Consider the following 26,102-nt stretch of genomic DNA (forward strand, 5'->3'; position numbering starts at 1 on the left):
GGTTATGCCAGGCGACAACATCAAAATGGTTGTTACCCTGATTCACCCAATCGCAATGGACGAAGGTCTGCGCTTCGCAATCCGCGAAGGTGGCCGTACCGTTGGCGCGGGCGTTGTTGCCAAAGTTATCGCTTAATTACCGATAATATTTGACGCAATGCACGTGGAAAGGGCATCATTTGATGCCCTTTTTGTACGCTGTTTCATAGAACCTGACTCATCAGTGATTTTGAACCATAATCATTGCTGAGACAGGCTCTGTTATGCGGCGCTGGATACCGAGTTACGCCCCAAAAGCTCATTCGGTTTGGATGCCTCGCAATGCGGGGCAGAATAGTTTCTGAATTATTGTGGCAGGTTGGTTTATGAGTGCGAATACCGAAGCTCAAGGGAGCGGGCGCGGCCTCGAAGCGCTGAAGTGGGTAGTGGTAGTCTTATTACTGCTTGCGGCGATCGTAGGTAACTACCTCTATCGCGATGTGACGCTGCCTTTGCGCGCGTTAGCTGTGGTTGTACTGATTGCGGCAGCAGGCGGCATTGCGCTTTTGACGACAAAAGGCAAAGCAACCGTGGCCTTTGCACGTGAAGCAAGAACCGAAATGCGTAAAGTTATCTGGCCAACCCGCCAGGAAACACTGCATACCACGTTAATCGTTGCCGCGGTTACTGCCGTGATGTCACTGATTTTGTGGGGGCTGGATGGTATTCTGGTCCGTCTGGTATCGTTTATCACTGGCCTGAGGTTCTGAGATGTCTGAAGCTCCAAAGAAACGCTGGTACGTCGTGCAGGCGTTTTCCGGTTTTGAAGGCCGCGTAGCACAGTCGCTGCGTGAGCACATCAAACTGCACAACATGGAAGAGCTGTTTGGCGACGTCATGGTTCCTACAGAAGAAGTTGTTGAGATCCGTGGTGGTCAACGCCGCAAGAGCGAGCGCAAATTCTTCCCCGGCTACGTTCTGGTACAGATGGTAATGAATGACGCCAGCTGGCACTTGGTGCGCAGCGTTCCGCGCGTTATGGGCTTTATTGGCGGTACCTCTGACCGTCCTGCGCCGATTAGCGACAAAGAAGTCGATGCGATTATGAATCGCCTGCAGCAGGTGGGCGACAAGCCGCGTCCGAAAACGCTGTTCGAGCCGGGCGAAATGGTACGTGTCAACGATGGTCCATTTGCCGACTTTAACGGTGTGGTTGAAGATGTGGACTACGAAAAGAGCCGCCTGACGGTTTCTGTTTCCATCTTTGGACGCGCAACGCCAGTAGAACTCGACTTCGGTCAGGTTGAGAAGGGCTAACCTTTTCCGACATACAATTTGGCTGTTGCAGCAGGCGCGAAATTTAACTATAATTTCGCGCCTTTTGTTTTTATGCGCTGGCAACAGCGTGTAAATCGTTACCACGGGGAGCCTTTTACAGGCGCTATAACCCAATTGAGGAATTATCATGGCTAAGAAAGTACAAGCCTACGTCAAGCTGCAGGTTGCAGCTGGTATGGCGAACCCAAGTCCACCGGTTGGTCCAGCTCTGGGTCAGCAGGGTGTTAACATCATGGAATTCTGTAAAGCGTTTAACGCCAAAACAGAATCACTGGAAAAAGGTCTGCCGACTCCAGTTGTTATCACCGTATACAGCGACCGCTCTTTTACCTTTATTACCAAAACGCCTCCGGCTGCCGTTCTGCTGAAAAAAGCAGCAGGCATCAAGTCTGGTTCTGGTAAGCCGAACAAAGATAAAGTCGGTAAAGTGACTCGTGCTCAGGTACGTGAAATCGCAGAAACTAAAGCTGCGGACATGACTGGTTCTGACGTTGAAGCGATGACTCGCTCAATCGAAGGTACTGCTCGTTCCATGGGCCTGGTTGTAGAGGACTAAGAAATGGCTAAGCTGACCAAGCGCATGAGCGTAATTCGCGACAAAGTTGACGCGACCAAGCAGTACGATATTGCTGAAGCAATCGCTTTACTGAAAGAACTGGCTACTGCCAAGTTCGTCGAAAGCGTTGACGTTGCTGTTAACCTCGGCATCGATGCACGTAAATCTGATCAGAACGTCCGCGGCGCGACCGTTCTGCCACACGGTACTGGTCGTTCAGTACGTGTAGCTGTCTTCACCCAGGGCGCAAACGCTGAAGCTGCTAAAGCAGCTGGCGCTGAGCTGGTAGGTATGGAAGACCTGGCCGATCAGATCAAGAAAGGCGAAATGAACTTTGACGTTGTTATTGCTTCTCCGGATGCAATGCGCGTTGTTGGCCAGTTAGGCCAGGTTCTGGGTCCACGTGGCCTGATGCCAAACCCAAAAGTCGGTACTGTAACGCCTAACGTTGCTGAAGCGGTTAAGAACGCTAAAGCAGGTCAGGTTCGTTATCGTAACGACAAAAACGGCATCATCCACACTACCATCGGTAAAGTGGACTTCGATGCTGACAAACTGAAAGAAAACCTGGAATCTCTGCTGGTTGCGCTGAAAAAAGCAAAACCTGCACAGGCGAAAGGCGTGTACATCAAGAAAGTTAGCATCTCTACCACCATGGGCGCCGGCGTTGCCGTTGACCAGGCGGGTCTGACTGCCGTAGCAAACTAATTGCTACTTGAAACGGGCGAAAAATTCACCTAGAATCTTACGCCCGTTGTTCTGCATTAATGCAGACGTCGATGTGGGTTATTCAGAACGTGGTAAGACGGTGGCCGAGTCAGCGACCTGAAGCACAGTGAACTGTGTGGCGGGTGGGGGCAAAGACAGCCAGCGCAATGCGGTTTGAGTGACAACACACGACCCAAATTTTAGGTTGGAGCCAGGCCTTATCCTGGCCTCCGTCCAAGACCGCAGGAGCGGAACATCCTCGGATGTAATGCTTAATCCCCTGCGTAGACGGTGACAGAACCAAAAGATTTTTTCTTATCTGGATTCTGCTCACCGTGTATTAGCGCTTATTTCCCTTCGGGTGAGTAAGTGAAGTGAGTTCCGGGGAAATCCTTCCCCGGTCAAATCCAGGAGCTAAAGCTAATGGCATTAAATCTTCAAGACAAACAAGCGATTGTTGCTGAAGTCAGCGAAGTAGCCAAAGGTGCGCTTTCAGCGGTTGTTGCGGATTCTCGTGGCGTTACCGTTGATAAAATGACCGAACTGCGTAAAGCAGGTCGTGAAGCTGGCGTTTACATGCGTGTTGTTCGTAACACCCTGCTGCGCCGCGTCGTTGAAGGTACTCAGTTCGAGTGCCTGAAAGACACGTTTGTTGGTCCGACCCTGATTGCATATTCTATGGAACACCCGGGCGCTGCTGCTCGTCTGTTCAAAGATTTCGCGAAAGCGAATGCAAAATTCGAGGTCAAAGCTGCAGCCTTTGAAGGTGAGCTGATCACGGCGGCCAATATTGACCGTCTGGCAACTCTGCCGACCTACGAAGAAGCACTGGCACGTCTGATGTCGACCATGAAAGAAGCCGCTGCCGGCAAACTGGTTCGCACTCTGGCTGCTGTTCGCGATGCAAAAGAAGCGGCTTAAGGCCTCTCTTTTCTTCGCTCTTGCTAACGTATAAACTTTTTCTGATTCTTAGGAACAATTGTTATGTCTATTACTAAAGACCAAATTCTGGAAGCCGTTGCCGCTATGTCCGTAATGGAAGTAGTTGAGCTGGTTTCTGCTATGGAAGAAAAATTCGGCGTTTCTGCTGCTGCTGCTGTAGCTGTTGCTGCTGGCCCAGCTGAAGCTGTTGAAGAGAAAACTGAATTCGACGTCGTTCTGAAAGCTGTTGGCGCGAACAAAGTTGCAGTAATCAAAGCCGTACGTACCGCAACTGGTCTGGGCCTGAAAGAAGCCAAAGATCTGGTTGAAGCAACTGGCGTGATCAAAGAAGGCATCAGCAAAGATGACGCAGCTGCACTTGAAGCTGCTCTGAAAGAAGCTGGCGCTGAAGTTGAAGTTAAGTAAGACAACCCTCGGGTTGCAGTCTGAGTAGTTTCAGACTGATGGCTGGTGACTTTTTGGTCACCAGCCTTTTTGCGCTCAAGGGCCTCAATGGGGTTTCGCACTGTTTGTCCATTGTTGCTCATCAATATCTTTCTCTATCGACGACTTAATATACTGCTTTCCCGTGCGGGTTCCCTGCCCACGCTGAAGCAATGAAATGATTTAAGCGTGATAGAAAGAGGTATTGCACGTACTGCAGAGCAGTAGGTGAATCAAACAAAATCGTGTTGCATGAACTGTCCTGTCAGGACGGACAGCGTGGGTCGACTTGTCAGCTAGCTGAGGAACCCTATGGTTTACTCCTATACCGAGAAAAAACGTATTCGTAAGGATTTTGGTAAACGTCCGCAAGTTTTGGACATACCTTATCTCCTTTCCATCCAGCTTGATTCGTTTCAGAAGTTTATCGAGCAAGATCCAGAAGGTCAGTACGGACTGGAAGCTGCATTCCGCTCTGTATTCCCTATTGCGAGCTACAGCGGCAACTCTGAGTTGCAGTATGTCAGCTATCGCTTAGGTGAACCTGTCTTTGACGTGAAAGAGTGTCAGATCCGTGGCGTGACCTACTCGGCACCGCTGCGCGTGAAACTGCGTCTGGTGATCTATGAGCGCGAAGCGCCAGAAGGCACAGTAAAAGACATTAAAGAACAAGAAGTCTACATGGGTGAAATTCCACTCATGACTGACAACGGTACCTTTGTTATCAACGGTACTGAACGTGTTATCGTTTCTCAGCTGCATCGTAGTCCTGGCGTGTTCTTTGACAGCGATAAGGGTAAAACCCACTCCTCGGGTAAAGTGCTGTATAACGCACGTATCATCCCTTACCGTGGTTCATGGCTCGACTTCGAGTTTGACCCGAAAGACAACCTTTTCGTCCGTATTGACCGTCGTCGTAAGCTGCCGGCCAGTATCATTCTGCGCGCACTGCATTACACCACTGCTCAAATTCTCGACGTGTTCTTCGAGAAAGTGGTGTACGAAATTCGTGACAACAAGCTGCAGATGGAACTGGTGCCAGAGCGCCTGCGCGGTGAAACCGCGACCTTCGATATCGAATCGAATGGCACGGTCTACGTTGAGAAAGGGCGTCGCATCACTGCGCGTCATATTCGTCAGCTGGAAAAAGACGGTATCCAACACATCGAAGTCCCTGTGGAATACATCGCGGGCAAAGTGGTCTCTAAAGACTACATCGATGAGAATACCGGTGAGCTGATCGTTGCGGCCAACATGGAACTGTCGCTGGATCTGCTGGCGAAGCTGAGCCAGTCGGGTCACAAGCGCATTGAAACGCTGTTCACCAACGATTTGGATCACGGCCCATACATCTCCGAGACGCTGCGCGTTGACCCAACCAACGATCGCCTGAGCGCGCTGGTTGAGATCTACCGCATGATGCGTCCTGGTGAGCCGCCAACGCGTGAAGCTGCAGAGAACCTGTTTGAGAACCTGTTCTTCTCTGAAGATCGTTACGATCTTTCTGCAGTCGGCCGCATGAAGTTCAACCGTTCATTGCTGCGTGATGAGATCGAAGGTTCAGGTATCCTGAGCAAAGAAGACATCATCGAAGTGATGAAAAAACTGATCGACATCCGTAACGGTAAAGGCGAAGTGGACGATATCGACCACCTCGGTAACCGTCGTATTCGTTCAGTCGGTGAAATGGCTGAAAACCAGTTCCGCGTCGGTCTGGTCCGTGTTGAGCGTGCAGTGAAAGAGCGTCTTTCTCTGGGCGATCTCGATACGCTGATGCCACAGGACATGATCAACGCCAAGCCAATTTCGGCGGCGGTGAAAGAGTTCTTTGGTTCCAGCCAGCTGTCTCAGTTTATGGATCAGAACAACCCCTTGTCAGAGATTACGCACAAGCGTCGTATCTCTGCTCTCGGCCCGGGCGGTTTAACCCGTGAGCGTGCCGGCTTCGAAGTGCGTGACGTACACCCAACGCACTACGGTCGTGTCTGCCCAATCGAAACCCCTGAAGGTCCGAACATCGGTCTGATCAACTCCTTGTCTGTGTACGCGCAGACGAACGAGTACGGTTTCCTGGAAACCCCTTATCGTCGCGTTATTGACGGTGTGGTTTCCGATGAAATTCATTACCTTTCTGCAATCGAAGAAGGTAACTACGTTATCGCGCAGGCGAACACCAATCTGTCAGAAGAAGGTGCGTTCGTTGATGACCTGGTCACCTGCCGTAGCAAAGGCGAATCAAGTCTGTTCAGCCGCGATCAGGTTGACTACATGGACGTTTCCACCCAGCAGGTGGTTTCTGTCGGTGCGTCACTGATTCCGTTCCTGGAACACGATGATGCTAACCGCGCCCTGATGGGTGCGAACATGCAACGTCAGGCCGTTCCTACTCTGCGTGCTGATAAGCCGCTGGTAGGTACCGGTATGGAGCGCGCTGTAGCCGTTGACTCCGGTGTTACCGCTGTTGCGAAACGTGGCGGTACCGTTCAGTACGTTGATGCATCACGTATCGTTATTAAAGTTAACGAAGACGAGATGTACCCGGGCGAAGCGGGTATCGACATCTACAACCTGACCAAATACACCCGTTCTAACCAGAACACCTGTATCAATCAGATGCCGTGTGTCTCTCTGGGTGAGCCCGTTGAACGTGGTGATGTGCTGGCTGACGGCCCGTCTACCGATCTCGGTGAGCTGGCGCTGGGTCAGAACATGCGCGTCGCGTTCATGCCGTGGAACGGTTACAACTTCGAAGACTCCATTTTAGTCTCCGAGCGCGTAGTGCAGGAAGATCGCTTCACCACCATCCACATTCAGGAACTGGCCTGTGTGTCTCGTGACACCAAGCTGGGGCCAGAAGAGATCACGGCTGACATCCCGAACGTCGGCGAAGCTGCACTCTCTAAACTGGATGAGTCCGGTATCGTTTATATCGGTGCTGAAGTGACCGGCGGTGACATTCTGGTTGGTAAGGTGACGCCAAAAGGCGAAACCCAGCTGACGCCAGAAGAGAAGCTGCTGCGTGCGATCTTCGGTGAGAAAGCGTCTGACGTTAAAGACTCTTCTCTGCGTGTACCGAACGGTGTTTCCGGTACCGTTATCGACGTTCAGGTCTTCACCCGCGATGGCGTGGAAAAAGACAAGCGTGCGCTGGAAATCGAAGAAATGCAGCTGAAGCAGGCCAAGAAAGACCTGTCTGAAGAGCTGCAGATCCTGGAAGCGGGCCTGTTTAGCCGTATCCAGTCTGTCCTGATTTCCGGTGGCGTTGAAGCAGACAAACTGGACAAGCTGCCGCGTGAGCGTTGGCTGGAGCTGGGTCTGACTGACGAAGCCAAGCAAAACCAGCTGGAGCAGCTGGCAGAGCAGTACGACGAACTGAAGCACGAGTTTGAGAAAAAACTCGAAGGTAAGCGTCGTAAAATCACCCAAGGCGATGATCTGGCACCTGGCGTGCTGAAAATCGTTAAGGTTTATCTGGCTGTTAAACGTCAGATTCAGCCTGGTGATAAAATGGCAGGTCGTCACGGTAACAAAGGTGTTATCTCTAAGATCAACCCAATCGAAGACATGCCTTACGATGAGAACGGTACGCCGGTCGATATCGTACTGAACCCGCTGGGCGTACCTTCGCGTATGAACATCGGTCAGATCCTTGAGACTCACCTGGGGATGGCAGCGAAAGGTATCGGCGAGAAGATCAACGCGATGCTGAAAAAGCAGGAAGAAGTCGCCAAGCTGCGCGAATTCATCCAGCGTGCTTACGATCTGGGCACCGATGTGCGTCAGAAAGTTGACCTGAACACCTTTACTGATGACGAAGTTCTGCGCCTGGCTGAGAACCTGAAAAAAGGTATGCCAATTGCCACGCCGGTGTTTGATGGTGCGAAAGAGAGCGAAATCAAAGAGCTGTTAGAGCTCGGCGGTCTGCCTTCTTCCGGTCAGATTACCCTGTTTGATGGCCGTACTGGTGAGCAGTTCGAACGTCAGGTAACCGTAGGCTATATGTACATGCTGAAACTCAACCACCTGGTTGATGACAAGATGCACGCACGTTCTACCGGTTCCTATAGCCTCGTTACTCAGCAGCCGCTGGGTGGTAAGGCACAGTTCGGTGGTCAGCGCTTCGGTGAGATGGAAGTATGGGCGCTGGAAGCTTACGGTGCTGCGTATACCCTTCAGGAAATGCTTACCGTTAAGTCTGATGACGTCAATGGCCGTACCAAGATGTATAAGAACATCGTGGATGGCAACCATCAGATGGAACCTGGCATGCCAGAATCGTTCAACGTACTGTTGAAAGAGATTCGCTCGCTGGGTATCAACATCGAGCTGGAAGACGAGTAACCCTCAGTAACAGGCCTGGCCTGGAAGCGCAGGGTTAACGCGCTCGCATTTGTACTGGTTATGGGGCGTTCAATTTCGGTTGGACGCCCCTGAGTCTCACTCCGACGGGAGCAAATCCGTGAAAGACTTACTTAAGTTTCTGAAAGCGCAAACTAAAACCGAAGAGTTTGATGCGATCAAAATTGCGCTGGCGTCGCCAGACATGATCCGTTCCTGGTCTTTCGGTGAAGTGAAAAAGCCGGAAACCATTAACTATCGTACCTTCAAGCCAGAGCGCGATGGTCTGTTCTGTGCCCGTATTTTTGGGCCGGTAAAAGATTACGAATGCCTGTGTGGTAAGTACAAGCGTCTGAAACACCGTGGTGTGATCTGCGAGAAGTGCGGCGTTGAAGTGACCCAGACTAAAGTGCGTCGTGAGCGCATGGGCCACATCGAGCTGGCTTCGCCAACCGCACACATCTGGTTCCTGAAGTCACTGCCTTCGCGTATCGGCCTGCTGCTGGATATGCCGCTGCGTGACATCGAACGCGTGCTGTATTTTGAATCTTATGTCGTTATCGAAGGTGGCATGACCAACCTCGAGAAACGTCAGATTCTGACTGAAGAGCAGTACCTGGACGCGCTGGAAGAATTCGGTGACGAATTCGACGCGAAAATGGGTGCAGAAGCGATTCAGGCACTGCTGAAAAACATGGATCTGGAGCAAGAGTGCGAACAGCTGCGTGAAGAGCTGAACGAAACTAACTCCGAGACCAAACGTAAAAAGCTGACCAAGCGTATTAAGCTGCTGGAAGCGTTCGTTCAGTCTGGTAACAAGCCAGAGTGGATGATCCTGACCGTTCTGCCGGTTCTGCCGCCAGATCTGCGTCCGCTGGTACCGCTGGATGGTGGTCGTTTCGCTACGTCGGATCTGAACGATCTGTACCGCCGCGTGATCAACCGTAACAACCGTCTGAAACGCCTGCTGGATCTGGCTGCGCCAGATATCATCGTGCGTAACGAAAAACGTATGCTGCAGGAAGCGGTTGATGCCCTGCTGGATAACGGTCGTCGCGGTCGTGCGATCACCGGTTCTAACAAGCGTCCTCTGAAATCTTTGGCCGATATGATCAAAGGTAAGCAGGGTCGTTTCCGTCAGAACCTGCTCGGTAAGCGTGTTGACTACTCTGGTCGTTCTGTTATCACCGTAGGTCCATACCTGCGTCTGCATCAGTGCGGTCTGCCGAAGAAAATGGCACTGGAGCTGTTCAAACCGTTCATCTACGGCAAGCTGGAACTGCGTGGCCTGGCCACCACCATCAAAGCCGCTAAGAAAATGGTTGAGCGTGAAGAAGCTGTCGTGTGGGATATCCTGGACGAAGTGATCCGCGAACACCCGGTACTGCTGAACCGTGCACCAACTCTGCACCGTTTGGGTATCCAGGCATTTGAGCCCGTCCTGATCGAAGGTAAAGCTATCCAGCTGCACCCGCTGGTTTGTGCGGCTTATAACGCCGACTTCGATGGTGACCAGATGGCTGTTCACGTACCGCTGACGCTGGAAGCCCAGCTGGAAGCGCGTGCGCTGATGATGTCTACCAACAACATCCTGTCACCTGCGAACGGCGAGCCAATCATCGTTCCTTCACAGGACGTTGTACTGGGCCTGTATTACATGACCCGCGACTGTGTTAACGCCAAAGGCGAAGGCATGGTACTGACCGGTCCGAAAGAAGCTGAACGCGTTTACCGCGCCGGCCTCGCTTCGCTGCACGCTCGCGTTAAAGTGCGTATCACTGAGCACGAGAAAAACGAGCAGGATGAGTGGGTTTCTAAAACCAGCATCATCGACACGACGATTGGTCGCGCCATCCTGTGGATGATCGTGCCTAAAGGTCTGCCTTTCTCCATCGTCAACCAGGCGCTGGGCAAGAAAGCGATCTCCAAGATGCTGAACACCTGTTACCGCATCCTGGGCCTGAAACCAACGGTTATCTTTGCTGACCAGACCATGTACACCGGCTTCGCCTATGCGGCACGTTCAGGTGCGTCTGTTGGTATCGACGACATGGTTATCCCAGAGAAGAAAGTGGAAATCATCACCGAAGCGGAAGCGGAAGTGGCTGAAATCCAGGAGCAGTTCCAGTCTGGTCTGGTGACGGCAGGCGAACGCTATAACAAAGTGATCGATATCTGGGCTGCGGCCAACGAACGCGTTGCTAAAGCGATGATGGAAAACCTCTCTACTGAAGTCGTGATTAACCGCGATGGTGAAGAAGAGCGCCAGGTTTCCTTCAACAGCATCTTTATGATGGCCGACTCCGGTGCGCGTGGTTCTGCTGCACAGATTCGTCAGCTGGCCGGTATGCGTGGTCTGATGGCTAAGCCAGATGGCTCAATCATTGAGACGCCGATTACGGCGAACTTCCGTGAAGGTCTGAACGTACTCCAGTACTTCATCTCGACGCACGGTGCACGTAAAGGTCTGGCGGATACCGCACTGAAAACAGCAAACTCCGGTTATCTGACGCGTCGTCTGGTTGACGTTGCACAGGATCTGGTTGTGACTGAAGACGACTGCGGCACGCACGAAGGCATCATGATGACGCCGGTCATCGAAGGTGGCGACGTGAAAGAACCGCTGCGTGAGCGTGTTCTGGGTCGTGTGACTGCGGAAGACGTGCTGAAGCCTGGTACGGCTGACATTCTGGTTCCACGTAACACTCTGCTCGATGAGCACTGGTGTGACGTGCTGGAACTGAACTCAGTAGACAGCGTGAAAGTGCGTTCTGTTGTTGGTTGTGAAACCGACTTTGGTGTGTGTGCGCATTGCTATGGTCGCGACCTGGCACGTGGTCACATCATCAACAAAGGTGAAGCGATCGGTGTTATCGCGGCACAGTCCATCGGTGAGCCGGGTACACAGCTGACGATGCGTACGTTCCACATCGGTGGTGCGGCATCACGTGCGGCTGCTGAATCCAGCATTCAGGTGAAGAACAAAGGTACCATCAAGCTGACCAATGCCAAGTCGGTAACTAACTCGGCAGGCAAGCTGGTGATCACCTCGCGTAACGTTGAACTGAAAATGATCGACGAATTTGGCCGTACTAAAGAGAGCTATAAAGTTCCTTACGGTGCGACCATGGCGAAAGGTGATGGTGAGCAGGTTGCTGCGGGCGAAACCGTTGCAAACTGGGATCCGCATACCATGCCGGTTATCACTGAAGTGGGCGGTTTCATTCGCTTCACGGATATGATCGACGGTCAGACCATTACTCGTCAGACTGACGACCTGACCGGTCTGTCATCGCTGGTGGTCCTGGATTCTGCTGAGCGTACTGCGGGTGGTAAAGATCTGCGTCCAGCCCTGAAAATCGTTGATGCTAGCGGCAATGATGTCCTGATCCCTGGTACCGATATGCCAGCTCAGTACTTCCTGCCAGGTAAAGCGATTGTACAGCTTGAAGATGGCGTGAAGATCAGCTCGGGTGATACCCTGGCGCGTGTTCCGCAGGAATCGGGCGGTACCAAGGATATTACCGGTGGTCTGCCACGCGTTGCTGACCTGTTCGAAGCACGTCGTCCGAAAGAGCCAGCAATCCTGGCGGAGATCAGCGGCATCATCTCCTTCGGTAAAGAGACCAAAGGTAAACGTCGTCTGGTTATTACTCCGCTGGATGGTAGCGATCCGTATGAAGAGATGATTCCGAAATGGCGTCAGCTGAACGTGTTCGAAGGTGAACGTGTTGAGCGCGGTGACGTGGTTTCCGATGGCCCAGAGTCACCACATGACATCCTGCGCTTGCGTGGCGTGCATGCGGTTACCCGTTACATCACTAACGAAGTGCAGGAAGTTTACCGTCTGCAAGGCGTTAAGATTAACGATAAGCACATCGAAGTCATCGTTCGTCAGATGCTGCGTAAAGCAACCATCATGAGCGCGGGAAGCACCGAGTTCCTGGAAGGTGAGCAGGCTGAATTCTCTCGCATCAAGATCTCTAACCGTGAACTTGAAGCGAACGGAAAAGTGGGCGCTACCTTCATGCGTGACCTGCTGGGTATTACCAAAGCGTCACTGGCAACCGAATCGTTCATCTCTGCTGCATCGTTCCAGGAAACCACGCGTGTCCTGACCGAAGCGGCAGTTGCAGGCAAGCGCGACGAACTGCGCGGTCTGAAAGAGAACGTTATCGTGGGACGTCTGATCCCTGCCGGTACCGGTTATGCATACCATCAGGATCGTATGCGCCGCAAAGCGGCAGGCGAAGTGCCGGTTGCACCGCAGGTGACTGCGGATGAAGCCTCTGCAAGCCTGGCTGAATTGCTGAACGCTGGTCTGGGCGGTAACAACGACGAGTAATCGTCAAACGCCTGATAAAAAACCCTGCTCTGGCAGGGTTTTTTTTATCTTTAAGCTATCAGTGAATATCGCGTCGATTTAACCCAATGTCTTTTAACTGACAATCGCTAAGCCTGGACAAAATAGCGCGGGTTTCCCGCTGGCATTGCCAGCGTCGGATGTTCCCCCAGACAATGCGCAAGAACCGAAACGGTCTTATGACAAATGGCTTAGCCGCGCGGTTTTCTTCATATCCCATGATCCTGCCCCTCGTTGTTTATCTTAGAAACATTTTCACGTAGACCGTCTGTTCAATACAGACTCACCAGGAACAAATATTTAACATACAGATTGCGCATTGACGCATCTGAATGGTAGAAATAGCGTTAATCTGTACCGCTTTGCGGGGCAATCAAACTTCATAAGGCATACAATGACGCGTTATCAACATTTAGCCATGCTGCTGGAAAAGCGCATTGCGCAGGGGCTGTATCGGAACGGCGAACGGTTGCCCTCGGTGCGCAGCCTGAGTGCTGAACACGGTGTCAGTATTAGCACCGTGCAACAGGCCTATTATTTGCTGGAGCAGAAACAGTTGATCATCCCGCAGTCCCGTTCGGGCTATTATGTTGCGCCGCATAAAGCGATGCCGCCCATTCCGGCACTGACCCGACCGGTACAGCGCCCGGTGGAAATCACGCAGTGGGATGCGGTCTTTGATCTGCTTAACAGCCGGCTGGAAGATGACATATTGCAGTTGGGCAGCGGCATGCCGGATCTCACGCAGTCTACCCTGAAGCCGCTCTGGAAAGCGTTTAGTCGGCAGGCCCAGAAGCAGGAAAGCACTCTGCTGAATTACGATAATCTGTATGGGGTGACCTGCCTGCGAGAGCAGATCGCCCGGCTGATGATTGACAGTGGCTGTCAGCTCAGCCATGAAGATATTGTCATTACGACGGGTTGCCATGAAGCCCTGTCTGTTTCCGTTCGCGCTGTCTGCCAGCCGGGCGATATCATCGCCGTAGAATCACCATCGTTTCACGGCATCATGCAAACGCTGCGCGGTTTTGGCATTCGCGCCATTGAGATCCCCACTGATGCGGTAACGGGCATCAGTCTTGAGGCGCTGGAGCTGGCCTTTGATCAGTGGCCGATTAAGGCCGTCGTGGTGGTGCCCAACTGTAATAACCCACTTGGTTTCATCATGCCAGAGAAGCGCAAGCGCGCCCTGCTGGCCTTGGCGCAACGTTTTGACGCCGCGATCATTGAAGACGATGTCTATGGCGAGTTGGCCTGGGAGTATCCACGGCCTTCATCCATTAAATCGATGGATGAAGACGGGCGCGTATTGTTATGCAGTTCATTTTCAAAAACGCTGGCGCCGGGTCTGCGCGTAGGCTGGGTGGCGCCGGGGCGCTACCGCGATCGGGTTCTGCATATGAAATACATCGGGACCGGGTCTACTGCGACTCAGCCTCAGCACGCAGTTGCAGAGTTTATTCATCAGGGGCATTACCAGACCCATCTGCGGCGGATGCGTCAGGTTTACCAACACAACTACGAAACCTTTATTTGCTGGGTTCGGCACTATTTCCCCTGTGGAATCTGCGTCACGCGGCCTCAGGGGGGATTTCTGATGTGGATTGAACTGCCAGAAGCCTTTGACGCCGTGCAACTTAACAATACGCTGCGGGAGTCCGGGATACAGATTGCTGTGGGTTCGCTGTTTTCCGCCTCGGGCAAATATCGCAACTGCCTGCGCCTGAACTATGCCTTGCCTGCCAGCGACAAAGTTGAACGGGCACTGGCGATAACGGGCAGCGCCGTTGAGCAGGCGATAGCGGCATGTGTCCACGATCGGCCAAGGGCACATACCTCTGTACCTGTGGTTGAGGAGCAGGGCCAGAAAGAGGAGGGAACTGGCCCTGGTCCGGCCATTCCGGCCGGACACTTGTGACTTTACTGAGCATAAAAAAACCGCGCCAGCCGTAATACTCATTGCCGTGCGCGGCTTTCCACTCTTTAAAAGCCTTTTGCACAGGCTGCAGGTATTTCTGGGCGCTGACGCGCGTTAGTACGCCGTTTCGGGTTCGGCAAGCCGCAGCAGAACACGCGTGGCCTCCTGCCAGTCTTCTGCCTGAGTAATCGCGCTCACCACCGCAATACTGCCCACCCCGGTGGCCAGGACCTCTGGCGCACGATCAATACTGATGCCTCCGATCGCGACTGTTGAGATGCCGTGCAGCCGGGCCAAATGGCGCTTAAGTTCAGCTACGCCCTGAGGGGAAGAGGGCATGGCCTTCGTCTGGGTGGGGAAGATGTGCCCCAGCGCCACATAGGAAGGGCGCAGTGCCAGCGCCCGATCCAGCTCTGCATCATCATGAGTTGAAAGTCCCAGCCGCAAGCCTGCGTGCAGGATCTGCTGCAGGTTAGCGACCTCTAAATCTTCCTGACCCAGATGGACGCCATAGGCCTGATGTTTAATCGCCAGTTGCCAGTAATCATTGATAAACAGACGTGCCTGATAGCGCTTACCTGCGGCGATAGCCCGAATAATCATGGGTTCAACCACCTCGTCCGGCTGATCCTTGATCCGAAGCTGAAGGGTTCGCACACCGGCTTCCAGCAGGCGCTCTATCCATTCCACGCTGTCAACGACCGGATAGAGCCCCAGACGTGATGCGGTTGCGGGAAAGGCGTCCATTTATTCCTCCTTTATTGCGGTCGCAGGGTGATACAGCTCACCGCCGCGCTCACGAAAATGATCAGACATTTTCGCCATCCCCACCTCAATCGCCTGGGCTTCGGCTTCCTGCCTTGCGGCGTAGTCACGCACTTCCTGGGTAATTTTCATTGAGCAAAATTTGGGGCCGCACATAGAGCAGAAGTGGGCCACCTTACCGGACTCCTGCGGCAGGGTTTCATCGTGGTAAGCCCGGGCCGTATGCGGATCCAGTGCAAGATTAAACTGGTCTTCCCAGCGAAACTCAAAACGTGCTTTGGACATCGCATTGTCGCGGATTTGCGCGCCCGGATGACCCTTGGCCAGATCGGCTGCGTGCGCGGCGATCTTGTACGTGATTAAGCCCTGTTTAACATCTTCCTTGTTTGGCAGACCTAAATGCTCTTTGGGCGTGACGTAGCACAGCATGGCGCAGCCGAACCAGCCAATCATCGCGGCACCAATGCCGGAGGTAAAGTGATCGTAACCCGGAGCAATATCAGTGGTGAGGGGGCCCAGAGTGTAAAACGGCGCTTCATGGCAATGTTCCAGTTGTTCGGTCATGTTGCGACGGATCATTTGCATGGGAATATGGCCGGGGCCCTCAATCATCACCTGCACGTCGTATTCCCAGGCAATTTTCGTCAGCTCACCTAAGGTGTGCAGTTCCGCAAACTGCGCTTCGTCATTGGCATCCTGAATCGATCCCGGACGCAGGCCGTCACCCAGTGATAATGAGATGTCGTAGGCCGCACAAATTTCACAGATGTCGCGGAAGTGCTCATACAGGAAGCTCTCTCTGTGATGCGACAGGCACCACTTCGCCATAATGGAACCACCACGCGAGACAATCCCAGTCAGGCGCTTCGCGGTCATGGGCACGTAGCGCAGCAGCACGCCTGCATGAATCGTAAAATAATCCACACCCTGCTCGGCCTGTTCCAGCAATGTGTCGCGGAAAATTTCCCAGTTCAGATCTTCTGCCACACCGTTAACTTTCTCAAGCGCCTGATAGATCGGTACCGTACCGATAGGCACCGGGCTGTTACGCAAAATCCATTCACGGGTTTCGTGGATATAGCGGCCGGTGGAAAGATCCATGACGGTATCGGCACCCCAACGCGTTGACCACACCAGCTTTTCAACCTCTTCTTCAATCGAGGAGGTCACGGCTGAGTTGCCGATATTGGCATTCACTTTCACCAGAAAGTTACGCCCGATGATCATGGGTTCGGATTCGGGATGGTTAATATTTGCCGGAATAATAGCGCGCCCGGCAGCCACTTCCTGACGCACAAACTCAGGGGTAATATTTTCTGGCAGATGGGCGCCAAAGCTGTGTCCCGGATGCTGCTGCAGAAGCACCTCGCCGCGGATGCGTTCCCGGCCCATATTTTCCCGCAGCGCGATAAACTCCATCTCCGGCGTAATTATGCCCCGACGAGCATAATGGAGCTGGGTAACGCAGTGGCCTGCCTTCGCACGGCGTGGTGTGGGCAGGTGTTCAAAACGCAAGTGATCCAGGCCGTCATCGGCCAGCCGCTGTTGCGTGTAGGCAGAGCTGATTTGCACCAGATTTTCGCTGTCATTCCGCTCTTCAATCCAGCGCGCCCGCAGTTTATCCAGCCCCCGATGCACGTCGATTTGTGCGGCGGGATCGCCATAGGCACCGGCCGTATCGTAAACCGGAACGGGCTCATTCTCCTCATAAACCGGCGCTTCTTTACTGCCGCTGGTCAGGGTAGGGCTGAGTTGAATTTCCCGCATTGGGACACGGATATCATCGCGGCTGCCGGTAAGCCAGATACGTTTTGAATTAGGGAAGGCGCTGCCGCCCTGAAGAGAGTCAATGAATTCCTGTGCCTGAGCACGTTGTTCGCGACGGGTCGTTTTAGCAGTAGACATAGCAATATTCCAGTAAGAGGGAAGGTTGCTTGTCCGGAGTTCGGAAGGAGTAACGGCACTGCTGACACCTTTCGGTGGCGTACCGTATAAATTTACTCTTGTTCCCTTCGCAGGTTCTAACCTGATCAGGTTCCGCGGATCCCGAATTAACGGTCTCAGCCCTTAGGCACTCCGACAAGATGAGGTTTCAACGATTTCGCTACGGCGCCCGCTCGGCTTCACCCCGGAAAAAGGGATAGCATGAACAGCGCCCGTAGATGACGTATCAACCGTAAACACCGACTACGTTCGGCGTTAAACGTAAAGCCCACTCAGCATAAGGGGGCTTTTGGCTAATCACAAGTCTTTTACAATCGATTAGGTTTTAGGCGGGGCGGGCAATTTCGCTGTCGTTAGCCACGGGCGGGGTCAGGTGATTATCCCATGCCATCTGGATGAGTTTGTCCTCAAGCGTAAAGCGTCCTTCCAGGGCTTCTCCGACCTCCGATAGCGCATTCTGAAAGGTGACGTAGTTATCGTCATCAATCGCCTGCTGCAGGTGTCCGTCATACAGCTTCATCAGTTGTTCGGTGTTGGCTTCCAGCGAGGGATAAATCTGCGTTGCTGCCAACAGCGGACTGGTACCGTCCATTTCTCCGATCAGGCGTTGATAGAGGCTGAAGTGGCCGGATGAAAGGTAATCGACCAGATTATGGCAAAAGTTATCAAGTGCCTGTTCATCCAGACGCGTCAGTGCCTCTTTCTTTGGCTTGATACCGACCAAATGGTAATAAGAAACCAGTAACTGGCGGCGAGCGGCCAGCCATGAATCGACCAGTTCATTACTGCCACCTACGCGTTTGGTCAGAACGTCTAACTGGTTGAGCATAGTTAACTCCGTATGAGTTATGCACCTTCATATTTCAGATTAGCGATGCGTCAAGTGCGCTTGTTTTCCACGAGCCTGCCGGGGAGAAATAAGCGTGTTGCCGTCTTGCAACCAGAATTATTTGGGTATAGTTGTTCATCTACACACTTAACATCGGGACTTCAGCGTGCGGGTTGACGCTAAGGATGACGAAATAAATGCAATGCGAAATTTCAAGCGTAGACGCTGGATGGTGGATTGTCAGCAGTGAACAAAAAATTTGGTTACCGCAAGGAGACCTGCCTCACGGTAATGCGCAGCATTTTGGCCTGACGGGTCATCAGGGGCGCGTAATTGGCGAATGGCAGGGGGAGAATGTCTGGCTGATTTGCGAAACACGTTCGGAGGATATGCTGTCTTTGCGGCAGTTACTTAACGAAGATCCGGGACTGTTTCAGTTGGCAGGGCGCGGTGTACAGCTGGCCGAATTTTATCGCTCTCACCGCTGGTGTGGCTACTGCGGCCATGAGATGCACGCCAGCAAGCGTGAATTTGCCTGCCTGTGCAGCCACTGCCGTGAACGCTACTATCCACAGATTGCGCCCTGCATTATCGTCGCCATTCGCCGGGGGGACGAGATCCTGTTGGCTAACCATGCGCGCCAGCGTAATAACATTTACACTGTGCTGGCCGGTTTCGTCGAAGTCGGCGAAACCATTGAACAGGCCGTCGCGCGCGAGGTAATGGAAGAGAGCAACGTGCGTGTGAAGAATGTCCGCTATGTTACCTCGCAGCCCTGGCCTTTCCCGCAGTCTCTGATGATGGCGTTTATGGCGGAATATGATGGCGGCGAGTTACAACATGACGGCAAAGAGCTGCTGGACGCCGGATGGTTCCGCTTTGATGCGCTGCCTTTACTGCCGCCGCCCGGTACCGTCGCCCGTCGATTAATTGAAGATACGGTGGCCCTCTGCCGCGCTGAGGCGTGAGAGTGCTACACTACTCGCTTGATACCGAGAGAGTCCTGAGATGAGTGAACTGAAGAACGACCGTTATTTGCGCGCCCTGTTACGCCAGCCTGTAGATGTCACCCCCGTATGGATGATGCGGCAAGCCGGGCGTTATTTGCCGGAATATAAAGCGACGCGCGCCCAGGCAGGCGATTTTATGTCGCTGTGCAAAAATGCCGAACTGGCCTGCGAAGTCACCCTGCAACCCCTGCGTCGCTTTAAGCTGGATGCGGCGATCCTCTTCAGTGATATTCTCACCATCCCTGATGCGATGGGGCTGGGTTTATACTTCGAAACAGGCGAAGGCCCGTGCTTCTCCAACCCGATTACCTGCCGTGCTGATGTCGATCGCCTGCCGGTGCCCGATCCTGAACAGGAGCTGGGTTACGTGATGAATGCGGTACGCACCATCCGTAAAAACCTCAACGGCGAAGTACCATTGATTGGCTTCTCAGGCAGCCCCTGGACGCTGGCGACCTATATGGTTGAAGGGGGAAGCAGCAAAGCCTTCACTAAGATCAAAAAAATGATGTATGCCGAGCCTGCCACGCTGCACGCCATGCTGGATAAGCTGGCCGACAGTGTCATCCTCTATCTTAATGCCCAGATCCGCGCCGGTGCGCAGTCGGTGATGGTCTTTGACACCTGGGGCGGCGTGTTAACCGGGAACGACTATCGTGAGTTCTCGCTTTACTACATGCATAAAATTGTCGACAGCGTGCTTCATGAGAACGAAGGCCGTCGTGTACCCATCACCTTGTTTACCAAGAATGGTGGTCAGTGGCTGGAAGCCATTGCTGAAACGGGCTGTGATGCACTAGGTCTGGACTGGACTATCGATATCAGTGAAGCCCGCCGCCGTGTCGGCCACAAAGTTGCTTTGCAGGGCAATATGGATCCTTCCATGCTCTATGCACCCCCGGCGCGAATTGAGCAGGAAGTGGCAACGATTCTGGAAGGATTCGGCCAGGGTGAAGGTCACGTTTTCAATCTGGGACACGGCATCCATCAGGATGTTCCACCCGAGCATGCCGGCGTATTTGTTGCGGCGGTGCACCGTCTGTCACGCCAGTATCATTCGGCGTCGTAATGGATATCGCCGCTCTTCGCGCGGAGCAACGCCAACGGGCCGCAGAAGTCGTACGGCAGGATGATTTTGACGTGCTGCCGCCACGCTTTATTGGTGGCGCAGACGTCGGTTTTGAGCAGGAAGGCGCAGTGACGCGTGCGGCACTGGTTATTCTTGAATATCCGTCCATGAAGCTGGTGGAATATCGCATCGCGCGCATTGATACCACCATGCCTTACATTCCGGGCTTTCTCTCTTTCCGTGAGTATCCGGCCCTGCTGGCGGCCTGGGACATGCTGGAGCAGAAGCCCGATCTGCTATTTGTCGATGGTCATGGTATCTCACATCCGCGCCGGCTTGGTGTCGCGTCGCATTTTGGGTTGATGGTGGATGTTCCCACTATCGGTGTTGCGAAAAAGCGTCTGTGCGGGCACGTTGAGGCGCTGGATGAAACGCCCGGCAGTCGGCAGCCGTTGATGGATAAAGGAGAACAAATTGGCTGGGTATGGCGCAGCAAGGCACGCTGTAACCCGCTGTTTGTTGCCACCGGACACCGCGTCAGTCTGGACAGCGCTCTGGAATGGGTAGAAAAGTGCACACAGGGCTACCGTTTACCGGAGCCCACGCGCTGGGCGGATGCTGTGGCATCTCGCCGACCCGCATTTCTGCGCTGGCAAAGCGCGCTTTAACACTGTTTGTATGGCGCTTTTGGGTTACACTGCCGCCAGCGAAACGAATAAGAGCTCTGTGTATGTTACAAAACCCTGTACATCTGCGTCTGGCAAAGCTGGAAAGCTGGCAACACCTGACGTTTATGGCTTGCCTGTGCGAGCGCATGTATCCCAACTACGTGGCTTTTTGCCAGCAAACCGAGTTTGCCGATCCTGCACTTTACCGCCGTATTCTGGATCTGATTTGGGAAACGCTGACGGTTAAAGATGCGAAGATCAATTTTGACAGCCAGCTGGAAAAGCTTGAAGCGGCGATTCCCGATGGCGATGCGTTTGAGGTTTACGGTGTCTATCCGGCCATTGATGCCTGCGTGGCATTGAGTGAAGTGCTGCATTCGCAGTTAAGCGGTGAAACGCTTGAACATGCGATTGAAGTCAGCAAGACCTCGATCACCACCGTTGCCATCCTGGAAATGACTCACGAAGGTCGCGAAATGACCGATGAAGAGCTACGAGAAAATCAGGCTGTCATCGATGAATGGGACCTGCAATGGGAGATTTTTCGCCTGCTCGCGGATTGTGAAGAGCGAGACCTCGAATTGATAAAAGGTCTGCGATCTGACCTGCGTGAGGCGGGAATTAGTAACATCGGTATAAAAATTCAGCAATAAGGCGAGAAAACGTGACTTCAGGCCTTAATTAGCGCGCCTGGAGGCTTCACATCAGCCCCCAGTCTGGTCTACATTTGGGGGGCTGAAAATTGTGGCTATCGGTGCGTGCAGGCTGAAGAGTGCCCGAAGCTGGCTTTTCCCTCGCACTCGTTGCTTAGCAAGCGATAAATACACTTTAAGGATAACTTATGAACAAGACTCAACTGATTGATGTGATCGCAGAAAAAGCTGACCTGTCTAAAACCCAGGCCAAGGCAGCGCTGGAATCTACTCTGGCTGCAATCACTGAGTCTCTGAAAGAGGGTGATGCTGTACAACTGGTTGGTTTTGGTACTTTTAAAGTGAACCACCGCGCTGAGCGTACCGGTCGTAACCCACAGACTGGCAAAGAAATCAAAATCGCTGCGGCAAACGTACCTGCATTCGTGTCTGGTAAAGCTCTGAAAGACGCCGTTAAGTAAGACGTCGCACTGCGGTAACGTTTTAAAACAGGGGCGATTTCGCCCCTTTTGTTTAGGGGCCAGCCACCATGACTACGCTGTTTCAGCGATTATCAGCCCTGCTTCTCTCCTCTTTTCTCATTGGGTGTAGTTCAACGCCCGACATTCCGGCTTTCTCGGCCAGCGGTTATCTCGCCGATCGCGGCAGTGTTCGTATCTGGCGCAAGAATACCGATCATCACTCGGTACATATTCGTACGCTCTATAATCCGTTCAACAGCGAAAAAAGTGAAATTACGGACTATCGCTGGCTCGGCGATGATCTGATCAGCGTGGAACGCCAGGTGAAAGGCGAAAAGCCAGACGACGTTACGCTACGCTTTGATCAAGGCGGCAATCTCAATTTTATGCAGCGCCAGCTCGCGACGCGCCGTGAGGCAGTCAGTCCGGATGCGGTTGAGCTTTACAAGTTTGATGCACAACGTATGCGTGAAGTCAGCGATGCGCTGTTAAGTGGGCGGGTGTTTCTGAAACAAGGACACTGGTCAGGCGGAAGCGTTGTGACAACCTGTGAGGGCCAGCAGGTGACGCCGGCTTTCGACAGTTATGCACTGCAGACGCTTACGCACTACCGCCGTGATAAGGCGGAACCCTTGATGATTTCATGGCTGGAAGCGCCTGAAGGCGTGCAGTTGCTGCGTGTGACTCAAAAAGATGAATGCGCGGATGCGCCGGATGAGGCGAATTTCTGAGGCAATAAAAAGGGGCACTGGGTGCCCCTTTGATCATTATTTACGGTTAATGGCACGATAGCCGATGTCGCGTCGGCAGAAACTGCCTTGCCAGTAAATCGGCTTAGCCAGTTCGTAAGCCCGTTTCTGTGCGGCAGCAACATCATCGCCTAGCGCGGTGACGCAAAGAACCCGCCCACCGTTCGTCAAAACCCGATCCTCTTCAAGGCGCGTCCCGGCGTGGAAAACTTTGCCGTCGGCAACCTCTTCCAGCGGCAGACCGTGAATCTGATCGCCGTTATTGTAAGAGCCGGGATAGCCCCCGGCTGCCAGCACCACGCCCAGTGAAGGGCGGGGATCCCATTGTGAGTCTTTTTGATCAAGCTTGCCTTCACAGGCGGCCAGACACAGATCCACCAGATCCGACTGCAGGCGCAGCATAATGGGTTGTGTTTCGGGATCGCCGAAGCGACAGTTAAATTCGATCACTTTAGGCTGACCAGTCTGATCGATCATCAGCCCGGCATATAAGAAGCCCGTATAGACATTGCCTTCGGCGGCCATGCCACGTACGGTTGGCCAGATAACCTGATCCATAACGCGCTGGTGGATTTCATCGGTCACCACCGGGGCAGGGGAATAAGCACCCATTCCTCCCGTGTTCGGCCCGGTATCGCCGTCGCCCACCCGTTTATGGTCCTGGCTGGTGGCCATTGGCAACACATTCTCCCCATCAACCATCACGATAAAGCTGGCTTCTTCGCCGTCCAGAAACTCTTCAATCACGATACGGTGCCCGGCGTCACCAAACGCATTGCCCGCCAGCATATCCTGCACGGCATCTTCCGCTTCCTGCAGCGTCATGGCCACAATCACGCCTTTACCGGCAGCCAGCCCGTCAGCTTTGATGACAATCGGCGCACCTTTTTCACGCAGGTAAGCCAGCGCAGGGGCGACGTCGGTGAAGTTTTGGTACTCGGCACTGGGGATGTTGTGACGTGCAAGAAAGTCCTTGGTGAATGCTTTAGACCCTTCCAATTGCGCGGCGGCCTGAGTTGGACCAAAGATTTTCAATCCGGCCTCGCGGAACGCATCAACCACGCCTGCCACTAACGGCGCTTCAGGGCCGACAATGGTGAGATCAATCTGTTCACGTTGAGCGAAGGCCAGCAAAGCGGGAATATCGGTGGGGGCAATATCGACGTTCTGCAACGCGGGTTCCAGCGCGGTGCCCGCATTACCAGGTGCGACAAAAATGGTTTCTGCCAGCGGCGACTGCGACGCTTTCCAGGCCAATGCGTGTTCACGTCCGCCGTTACCGATGATTAAAATTTTCATAAAAGGCTCCACAGAATTAATGGCGGAAGTGACGCATGTCGGTAAAGATCATGGCAATACCATGCTCATCCGCTGCCGCAATCACTTCATCGTCGCGGATAGAACCGCCAGGCTGAATCACACAGCTTACGCCCACGGCAGCAGCGGCATCAATGCCATCCCGGAACGGGAAGAACGCATCGGAAGCCATCGCGGACCCTTTTACTTCCAGGCCTTCATCACCCGCTTTAATTCCTGCAATTTTGGCAGAGTAGACGCGGCTCATCTGGCCAGCACCTATGCCGATGGTCATATTGTCGCGCGCATAGACAATGGCGTTGGACTTAACGAATTTCGCCACTTTCCAGCAGAACAGGGCATCACGCAGTTCCTGCTCAGAAGGTTGGCGCTTACTGACGACGCGCAACTGGCTGGCATCGACCATACCGAGGTCGCGATCCTGAACCAGCAGACCGCCATTCACCCGTTTGAAATCAAGGGCAGCCACGCGACCCTGCCAGTCACCGCATACCAGCACGCGGACGTTTTGTTTTGCCGCGGTCACTTTCAGCGCAGCTTCCGTTGCAGCAGGAGCGATGATGACTTCAACAAACTGTCGGCTGATGATGGCCTGGGCTGTCGCCTCATCCAGCTCGCGGTTAAAGGCAATGATGCCGCCGAAGGCAGATGTCGGGTCAGTCTGATAGGCACGCTCATAAGCTGCCAGAATTGACTCACCCACCGCAACACCGCAAGGATTGGCGTGTTTGACAATGACGCAGGCGGGCTCAATAAACTCTTTCACGCACTCAAGCGCGGCATCGGTATCCGCAATGTTGTTATAAGAGAGTGCCTTGCCCTGCACCTGGCTGGCGGTAGCGACCGAGGCTTCCTGCACATTCTCTTCTATATAGAAGGCGGCGTCCTGATGGCTGTTCTCGCCATAGCGCATATCCTGCTTCTTAATGAAGTTGAGATTGAGGGTGCGCGGGAAGCGGCCGGCTGGTTGGCTGGTTTCACCATGATAGGCAGGAACCAGAGTACCGAAGTAGTTAGCGATCATGCTGTCGTACGCGGCGGTATGTTCAAACGCTTTGATTGCCAGGTTGAAGCGGGTTTCGAGCGTCAGTGAGTTCTGATTGGCGTCCAGCTCAGCGATAATGGCCGGATAATCGCTGCTCTTAACGACAATCGCCACGTCTTTGTGATTCTTGGCCGCCGAGCGCACCATTGTCGGGCCGCCAATATCAATGTTCTCAACGGCGTCTTCCAGTGAGCAATCTGGTTTTGCGACGGTTTGGGCAAAGGGATAAAGATTGACGACCACCATATCAATCGGGCTGATAGCATGCTGCGCCATCACCGCATCATCTTGTCCACGACGTCCTAAAATGCCGCCATGGACTTTCGGGTGCAGTGTTTTAACGCGTCCATCCATCATTTCCGGGAAGCCGGTGTAGTCAGACACTTCTGTGACGGGAAGTCCCGCCTCTGCGAGCAGGCGAGCGGTACCACCTGTGGAGAGCAGCTCAACACCGCGCTGAGAGAGTGCCTGAGCAAATTCGAGGATGCCGGCTTTATCAGAAACACTGAGCAGGGCGCGGCGTAAAGGACGAGGTTGTTGCATGGTGGTTTTATCCCTTGGCTTTGATTCGCGTAAATAAGAGCGTTACATCAAGCTTGCGTGCTTACTTTTCTCTATATAGAGCAGCAAAAGCGTAAAAACTTCAGGTAACGCCCCGAAAAGGGGCATCCATTGCGTTGCGGGGCATTGTAGCGAAAACGTTTGCGTGATGCTCGTCTAAATTTGATGCGGCCAGGAATGTGGATAACTTTGTGTGTAACTGCGTATAAGGCGGGGTTTTGCTGTGGAATGCAGCGAACAGTCATTTTTATTGAATTTAGCCCTTGTCAGCCAGAGAGAACTCCCTATAATGCGCCTCCATCGACACGGCACAACGGCTTACGGAATGCGGTGTTGAGAGGGTCAGGCAACTGAGCCGCCGGAGAAAAACTTCTGAAAAAGAGGTTGACTCTGAAGGAGGAAAGCGTAATATACGCCACCTCGCGACAGACGGTTAACCCGCTGTTCGCACTGCTCTTTAACAATT

The 26,102-nt window shown here is 53.4% G+C and carries 21 protein-coding genes, 1 pseudogene and 1 riboswitch; of the genes and pseudogenes, 16 read left to right on the top strand and 6 right to left on the bottom strand.

The features are described from left to right. From tuf to rpoC, 9 genes and pseudogenes are all read left to right on the top strand, one after another. A pseudogene (gene tuf / locus ACPXSQ_RS22805) lies at positions 1-136 on the top strand (elongation factor Tu); the annotation flags it as partial. Positions 137-365: 229 nt separating this feature from the next. Further along, complete coding sequence (gene secE / locus ACPXSQ_RS22810) at positions 366-749, top strand: preprotein translocase subunit SecE (RefSeq protein ID WP_014606967.1); 384 nt, start codon at positions 366-368, stop codon at positions 747-749. A 1-nt stretch (position 750) separates the two neighbouring features. Continuing rightward, positions 751-1,296 carry a transcription termination/antitermination protein NusG gene (gene nusG, locus ACPXSQ_RS22815; RefSeq protein WP_003848088.1) on the top strand — a complete coding sequence of 182 codons (546 nt, stop codon included), beginning with the start codon at positions 751-753 and terminating at the stop codon, positions 1,294-1,296. A gap of 148 nt (positions 1,297-1,444) precedes the next feature. Beyond that, positions 1,445-1,873 carry a 50S ribosomal protein L11 gene (gene rplK / locus ACPXSQ_RS22820; protein WP_006121495.1) on the top strand — a complete coding sequence of 143 codons (429 nt, stop codon included), beginning with the start codon at positions 1,445-1,447 and terminating at the stop codon, positions 1,871-1,873. Positions 1,874-1,876: 3 nt separating this feature from the next. After that, a complete protein-coding gene (gene rplA / locus ACPXSQ_RS22825; protein ID WP_013024115.1) occupies positions 1,877-2,581 on the top strand; it encodes a 50S ribosomal protein L1 in 705 nt (234 codons plus the stop codon). A 423-nt stretch (positions 2,582-3,004) separates the two neighbouring features. Then, on the top strand, positions 3,005-3,502 hold the full coding sequence (gene rplJ / locus ACPXSQ_RS22830; RefSeq protein WP_003848098.1) for a 50S ribosomal protein L10: 498 nt from the start codon (positions 3,005-3,007) through the stop codon (positions 3,500-3,502). 63 nt (positions 3,503-3,565) lie between these two features. Continuing rightward, on the top strand, positions 3,566-3,928 hold the full coding sequence (rplL, locus tag ACPXSQ_RS22835; protein ID WP_009092660.1) for a 50S ribosomal protein L7/L12: 363 nt from the start codon (positions 3,566-3,568) through the stop codon (positions 3,926-3,928). 330 nt (positions 3,929-4,258) lie between these two features. Beyond that, on the top strand, positions 4,259-8,287 hold the full coding sequence (gene rpoB / locus ACPXSQ_RS22840; RefSeq protein ID WP_013024116.1) for a DNA-directed RNA polymerase subunit beta: 4,029 nt from the start codon (positions 4,259-4,261) through the stop codon (positions 8,285-8,287). Positions 8,288-8,405: 118 nt separating this feature from the next. Next, positions 8,406-12,629: a DNA-directed RNA polymerase subunit beta' gene (rpoC, locus tag ACPXSQ_RS22845; RefSeq protein ID WP_014606966.1), complete on the top strand. Its 4,224-nt coding sequence runs from the start codon at positions 8,406-8,408 to the stop codon at positions 12,627-12,629. 58 nt (positions 12,630-12,687) lie between these two features. Here rpoC and ACPXSQ_RS22850 read toward each other — a convergent pair whose 3' ends face one another. Beyond that, on the bottom strand, positions 12,688-12,867 hold the full coding sequence (locus ACPXSQ_RS22850; protein ID WP_071785171.1) for a DUF1127 domain-containing protein: 180 nt from the start codon (positions 12,865-12,867) through the stop codon (positions 12,688-12,690). A gap of 174 nt (positions 12,868-13,041) precedes the next feature. Here ACPXSQ_RS22850 and ACPXSQ_RS22855 point away from each other — a divergent pair, with 174 nt between their 5' ends. Further along, entirely contained in the window at positions 13,042-14,565 is a 1,524-nt protein-coding gene (locus ACPXSQ_RS22855) for a PLP-dependent aminotransferase family protein (RefSeq protein ID WP_015701284.1), read from the top strand. A gap of 114 nt (positions 14,566-14,679) precedes the next feature. Here ACPXSQ_RS22855 and thiE read toward each other — a convergent pair whose 3' ends face one another. The 3 genes from thiE to ACPXSQ_RS22870 form a co-directional block, all read right to left on the bottom strand. After that, on the bottom strand, positions 14,680-15,312 hold the full coding sequence (thiE, locus tag ACPXSQ_RS22860; RefSeq protein ID WP_013024119.1) for a thiamine phosphate synthase: 633 nt from the start codon (positions 15,310-15,312) through the stop codon (positions 14,680-14,682). After that, positions 15,313-17,235 carry a phosphomethylpyrimidine synthase ThiC gene (gene thiC, locus ACPXSQ_RS22865; protein WP_013024120.1) on the bottom strand — a complete coding sequence of 641 codons (1,923 nt, stop codon included), beginning with the start codon at positions 17,233-17,235 and terminating at the stop codon, positions 15,313-15,315. An 85-nt stretch (positions 17,236-17,320) separates the two neighbouring features. Continuing rightward, positions 17,321-17,419, bottom strand: a riboswitch (TPP riboswitch). A gap of 180 nt (positions 17,420-17,599) precedes the next feature. Further along, entirely contained in the window at positions 17,600-18,103 is a 504-nt protein-coding gene (locus tag ACPXSQ_RS22870; protein WP_013024121.1) for an Rsd/AlgQ family anti-sigma factor, read from the bottom strand. Between the two features lie 197 nt (positions 18,104-18,300). On the opposite strand from ACPXSQ_RS22870, the gene nudC reads away from it, so the two are divergent. The 6 genes from nudC to ACPXSQ_RS22900 all read left to right on the top strand — a co-directional run bounded on the left by nudC (position 18,301) and on the right by ACPXSQ_RS22900 (position 22,695). Further along, a complete protein-coding gene (nudC, locus tag ACPXSQ_RS22875) occupies positions 18,301-19,071 on the top strand; it encodes an NAD(+) diphosphatase (protein WP_013024122.1) in 771 nt (256 codons plus the stop codon). 40 nt (positions 19,072-19,111) lie between these two features. Then, positions 19,112-20,182, top strand: coding sequence for a uroporphyrinogen decarboxylase (hemE, locus tag ACPXSQ_RS22880; protein ID WP_128392442.1), 1,071 nt, complete (start codon positions 19,112-19,114; stop codon positions 20,180-20,182). Further along, positions 20,182-20,850 carry a deoxyribonuclease V gene (gene nfi, locus ACPXSQ_RS22885; RefSeq protein ID WP_014595037.1) on the top strand — a complete coding sequence of 223 codons (669 nt, stop codon included), beginning with the start codon at positions 20,182-20,184 and terminating at the stop codon, positions 20,848-20,850. The genes hemE and nfi overlap by 1 nt, the downstream gene beginning before the upstream one ends. Positions 20,851-20,912: 62 nt before the next feature. Next, on the top strand, positions 20,913-21,503 hold the full coding sequence (locus tag ACPXSQ_RS22890; RefSeq protein WP_013024125.1) for a YjaG family protein: 591 nt from the start codon (positions 20,913-20,915) through the stop codon (positions 21,501-21,503). A 188-nt stretch (positions 21,504-21,691) separates the two neighbouring features. Then, a complete protein-coding gene (gene hupA, locus ACPXSQ_RS22895; protein WP_006121511.1) occupies positions 21,692-21,964 on the top strand; it encodes a nucleoid-associated protein HU-alpha in 273 nt (90 codons plus the stop codon). 68 nt (positions 21,965-22,032) lie between these two features. After that, entirely contained in the window at positions 22,033-22,695 is a 663-nt protein-coding gene (locus tag ACPXSQ_RS22900) for a DUF1481 domain-containing protein (RefSeq protein WP_014595039.1), read from the top strand. Between the two features lie 36 nt (positions 22,696-22,731). On the opposite strand, the gene purD is transcribed toward ACPXSQ_RS22900, so the two are convergent. Both purD and purH read right to left on the bottom strand, forming a co-directional pair. Continuing rightward, complete coding sequence (gene purD, locus ACPXSQ_RS22905; protein ID WP_089517704.1) at positions 22,732-24,012, bottom strand: phosphoribosylamine--glycine ligase; 1,281 nt, start codon at positions 24,010-24,012, stop codon at positions 22,732-22,734. A 16-nt stretch (positions 24,013-24,028) separates the two neighbouring features. After that, the gene (purH, locus tag ACPXSQ_RS22910) at positions 24,029-25,618 is read right to left on the bottom strand and encodes a bifunctional phosphoribosylaminoimidazolecarboxamide formyltransferase/IMP cyclohydrolase (protein ID WP_013024128.1); all 1,590 of its coding nucleotides are present in this window, start codon (positions 25,616-25,618) and stop codon (positions 24,029-24,031) included. Positions 25,619-26,102: the final 484 nt, after the last annotated feature.

The sequence above is a fragment of the Pantoea sp. EEL5 genome, from assembly GCF_049892805.1.
Taxonomy (GTDB): Bacteria; Pseudomonadota; Gammaproteobacteria; order Enterobacterales; family Enterobacteriaceae; genus Pantoea; species Pantoea ananatis.

What these genes read in the sequence shown, in the direction of transcription:
- secE (WP_014606967.1), top strand. Translation starts at nt 366, where the DNA reads ATGAGTGCGAATACCGAAGCTCAAGGGAGCGGGCGCGGCCTCGAAGCG.
- nusG (WP_003848088.1), top strand. Translation starts at nt 751, where the DNA reads ATGTCTGAAGCTCCAAAGAAACGCTGGTACGTCGTGCAGGCGTTTTCC.
- rplK (WP_006121495.1), top strand. Translation starts at nt 1,445, where the DNA reads ATGGCTAAGAAAGTACAAGCCTACGTCAAGCTGCAGGTTGCAGCTGGT.
- rplA (WP_013024115.1), top strand. Translation starts at nt 1,877, where the DNA reads ATGGCTAAGCTGACCAAGCGCATGAGCGTAATTCGCGACAAAGTTGAC.
- rplJ (WP_003848098.1), top strand. Translation starts at nt 3,005, where the DNA reads ATGGCATTAAATCTTCAAGACAAACAAGCGATTGTTGCTGAAGTCAGC.
- rplL (WP_009092660.1), top strand. Translation starts at nt 3,566, where the DNA reads ATGTCTATTACTAAAGACCAAATTCTGGAAGCCGTTGCCGCTATGTCC.
- rpoB (WP_013024116.1), top strand. Translation starts at nt 4,259, where the DNA reads ATGGTTTACTCCTATACCGAGAAAAAACGTATTCGTAAGGATTTTGGT.
- ACPXSQ_RS22850 (WP_071785171.1), bottom strand. Translation starts at nt 12,867, where the DNA reads ATGGGATATGAAGAAAACCGCGCGGCTAAGCCATTTGTCATAAGACCG.
- ACPXSQ_RS22855 (WP_015701284.1), top strand. Translation starts at nt 13,042, where the DNA reads ATGACGCGTTATCAACATTTAGCCATGCTGCTGGAAAAGCGCATTGCG.
- thiE (WP_013024119.1), bottom strand. Translation starts at nt 15,312, where the DNA reads ATGGACGCCTTTCCCGCAACCGCATCACGTCTGGGGCTCTATCCGGTC.
- thiC (WP_013024120.1), bottom strand. Translation starts at nt 17,235, where the DNA reads ATGTCTACTGCTAAAACGACCCGTCGCGAACAACGTGCTCAGGCACAG.
- ACPXSQ_RS22870 (WP_013024121.1), bottom strand. Translation starts at nt 18,103, where the DNA reads ATGCTCAACCAGTTAGACGTTCTGACCAAACGCGTAGGTGGCAGTAAT.
- nudC (WP_013024122.1), top strand. Translation starts at nt 18,301, where the DNA reads ATGCAATGCGAAATTTCAAGCGTAGACGCTGGATGGTGGATTGTCAGC.
- hemE (WP_128392442.1), top strand. Translation starts at nt 19,112, where the DNA reads ATGAGTGAACTGAAGAACGACCGTTATTTGCGCGCCCTGTTACGCCAG.
- nfi (WP_014595037.1), top strand. Translation starts at nt 20,182, where the DNA reads ATGGATATCGCCGCTCTTCGCGCGGAGCAACGCCAACGGGCCGCAGAA.
- ACPXSQ_RS22890 (WP_013024125.1), top strand. Translation starts at nt 20,913, where the DNA reads ATGTTACAAAACCCTGTACATCTGCGTCTGGCAAAGCTGGAAAGCTGG.
- hupA (WP_006121511.1), top strand. Translation starts at nt 21,692, where the DNA reads ATGAACAAGACTCAACTGATTGATGTGATCGCAGAAAAAGCTGACCTG.
- ACPXSQ_RS22900 (WP_014595039.1), top strand. Translation starts at nt 22,033, where the DNA reads ATGACTACGCTGTTTCAGCGATTATCAGCCCTGCTTCTCTCCTCTTTT.
- purD (WP_089517704.1), bottom strand. Translation starts at nt 24,012, where the DNA reads ATGAAAATTTTAATCATCGGTAACGGCGGACGTGAACACGCATTGGCC.
- purH (WP_013024128.1), bottom strand. Translation starts at nt 25,618, where the DNA reads ATGCAACAACCTCGTCCTTTACGCCGCGCCCTGCTCAGTGTTTCTGAT.